At 62.0% G+C, this 2,420-nt stretch carries 2 protein-coding genes; one reads left to right on the plus strand and one right to left on the minus strand.

Features of this window, described 5'->3' with window-relative positions; translation table 11 throughout:
* A partial coding sequence (locus VKF82_03720) for a dehydrogenase E1 component subunit alpha/beta (protein ID HME81169.1) occupies positions 1–1,873 on the plus strand: 1,873 nt, incomplete at its 5' end.
* A 63-nt stretch (positions 1,874–1,936) separates the two neighbouring features.
* Here VKF82_03720 and VKF82_03725 read toward each other — a convergent pair.
* On the minus strand, positions 1,937–2,278 hold the full coding sequence (locus tag VKF82_03725) for a hypothetical protein (GenBank protein ID HME81170.1): 342 nt from the start codon (positions 2,276–2,278) through the stop codon (positions 1,937–1,939).
* Between the last annotated feature and the right edge of the window lie 142 nt (positions 2,279–2,420).

Consider the following 2,420-nt stretch of genomic DNA (forward strand, 5'->3'; position numbering starts at 1 on the left):
CGACGATCCGGCGTCGGGCGGGCGACAGATGCCGTCGCACTGGAGCAATCCCAAGCTGAACATCGTCACCGGCTCGTCACCGACGGGCACCCAGTTTCTGCAGGCCGTCGGCTGTGCGGAAGCGGGACGGTATTTCAATCAGCATCCCGGCTCGGCCGAGAAGTTCATAGGCGACTATCGCCAGTTCAAGGACGTCATCTTTCACGGCGACGAGGTCACTTATGTTTCGGCCGGCGACGGCACCACCAGCCAAGGCGAGTTCTGGGAGTCGCTGAACACCGCGTCGAACCGCAAGCTGCCGATGCTGTTTCTTATCGAGGACAACGAGTACGCGATCTCGGTGCCGGTGGAAGTGAACACCGCGGGCGGGAACATCAGCAAGCTGGTGCAGGGTTTCCCGAACTTTCATCTTGCCGAGGTAGACGGCACCGACGTACTGGCAAGCTATGCCGTGCTGAAGACGGCCATCGAGTATGTGCGCGCGGGCAACGGCCCGGCATTGGTGCACGGACACGTGATTCGTCCGTATTCGCACTCGCTGTCGGACGACGAAAAGCTGTACCGTCCCGAAGCGGAGCGCAAGCTGGAGATTGCGCGCGATCCCATCCCGAAGTTCCGGGCGTACCTGCTGAGCGAGGACATCGTCGACGAAGCTGCGCTACATGAGATGGAGCTCGACCTCACGGCCGAGGTGCAGGAGGCCGCGGACAAGGCGGTGGCGGCAGCGTTTCCCAAGCCCGGCACGTATCTGCAATACCTGTACTCACCGTACCTCGATCCCACGTCGGCGGCATTCGAGACTGAGCCGATTCGTCCGCCGTTGCCCGCGAAGCCGACCGGCGGCGAGAAGACGATGGCCGACCTCATCAATGCCTGCCTGAAAGACGAGATGAAGCGCGACCAGCGCATCGTGGTGTTTGGCGAGGACGTGGCCGACTGCAGCCGTGAAGAGTACCTGCGCGAAAAGCAGGTGAAGGGCAAGGGCGGCGTCTTCAAGCTGACCACGGGCTTACAGGCCGCGTTTGGATCCGATCGCGTGTTCAACTCTCCGCTGGCCGAGGCCAACATCGTGGGGCGGGCGACGGGCATGGCCACGCGCGGACTGAAGCCAGTGGTCGAAATTCAGTTCTTCGACTACATCTGGCCGGCGATGCACCAGCTGCGCAACGAGCTGCCCACGATTCGCTGGCGCTCGAACAACGGCTTCTCCTGCCCAACGGTGATCCGCGTCGCCATCGGTGGATACCTCACCGGCGGCGCGATTTATCACTCGCAGTGTGGGGAGAGCATCTTCACCCACACGCCGGGTATGCGCGTGGTGTTTCCGTCGAACGCGCTCGACGCCAACGGCCTACTGCGCACGGCCATTCGCTGCGACGATCCGGTGATGTTCCTCGAACACAAGCGCCTCTACCGCGAGACCTACGGGCGGGCGCAGTATCCCGGGCCGGACTACATGGTTCCGTTCGGCAAGGCCAAGACGGTACGCCTAGGACACGACATCACCGTTATCACCTACGGTGCGCTGGTTCCGCGCTCGCTACAAGCCGCGCAACGCATGGAGCGAGAGCAAAACGTCAGCGTCGAGCTGATCGACCTGCGTACGCTAAGTCCCTACGATTGGGAGGCGATTGCCAACTCAGTGAGCAAAACGCATCGCGTGCTCGTTGCGCATGAAGACACGCTGAGCTGGGGCTACGGCGCCGAAATCGCCGCGCGTATTGCCGACGAACTGTTCGACAACCTCGACGCTCCCGTGAAACGCGTCGCAGCCAAAGACACCTTCATCGCTTACCAGCCGCAGGTGGAGGACGAAATCCTGCCCCAGGCGAATGACGTGTACGACGCGCTGGTGGAGTTGGCGGGGTACTGAGGCGCCGACCTGTCTATTCGCTGCGCAAATGTACGGTGAGCGCGATGAGTTCGGAGTCGCGCTCTACGCCCGGGTGTGGTTTGAATGCTCCGGCGGCAGGATGATAGGCTCGCCCGAGTTGTGCATCTGCCGGGTCACGAAGAAGACGGCGGCCGTCCAGGTGGGAAAGAGGTCGGCGCCGGGAAGAGCTTCGATCATCAGCGTGGGCAGGAAGGCCCAATGCCATCCCAGCAGACGGACCAGCACGACCGCGACCACCGCGTCGAGGACGGCGTCGGCAGGGGAGAGAGCTCCTTCGGCGAACAAGGGCATGACTGCCAATTGCAACGCGTCAGCGCCGATGGCCACGAGCCAGGCCAGACGCTCTTCGCGGGTCTTCAGCGAGCGGAAAAAATCACGCAGCATGATGGTTATTGTAAAAGCGCGCGGCGGCTATCCTCAAGTTTTCTCTTTTTGCGGTTGTTGCAGAGAAGTCCACTTGGTATTTTCCTGCGAGCCGATGGTTTCGATACGCTCCGCCAATAGCGCGCGAGGATCGTCAAGTTTT

This window comes from Candidatus Eremiobacteraceae bacterium (genome assembly GCA_035314825.1).
Classification (GTDB): domain Bacteria; phylum Vulcanimicrobiota; class Vulcanimicrobiia; order Eremiobacterales; family Eremiobacteraceae; genus JAFAHD01.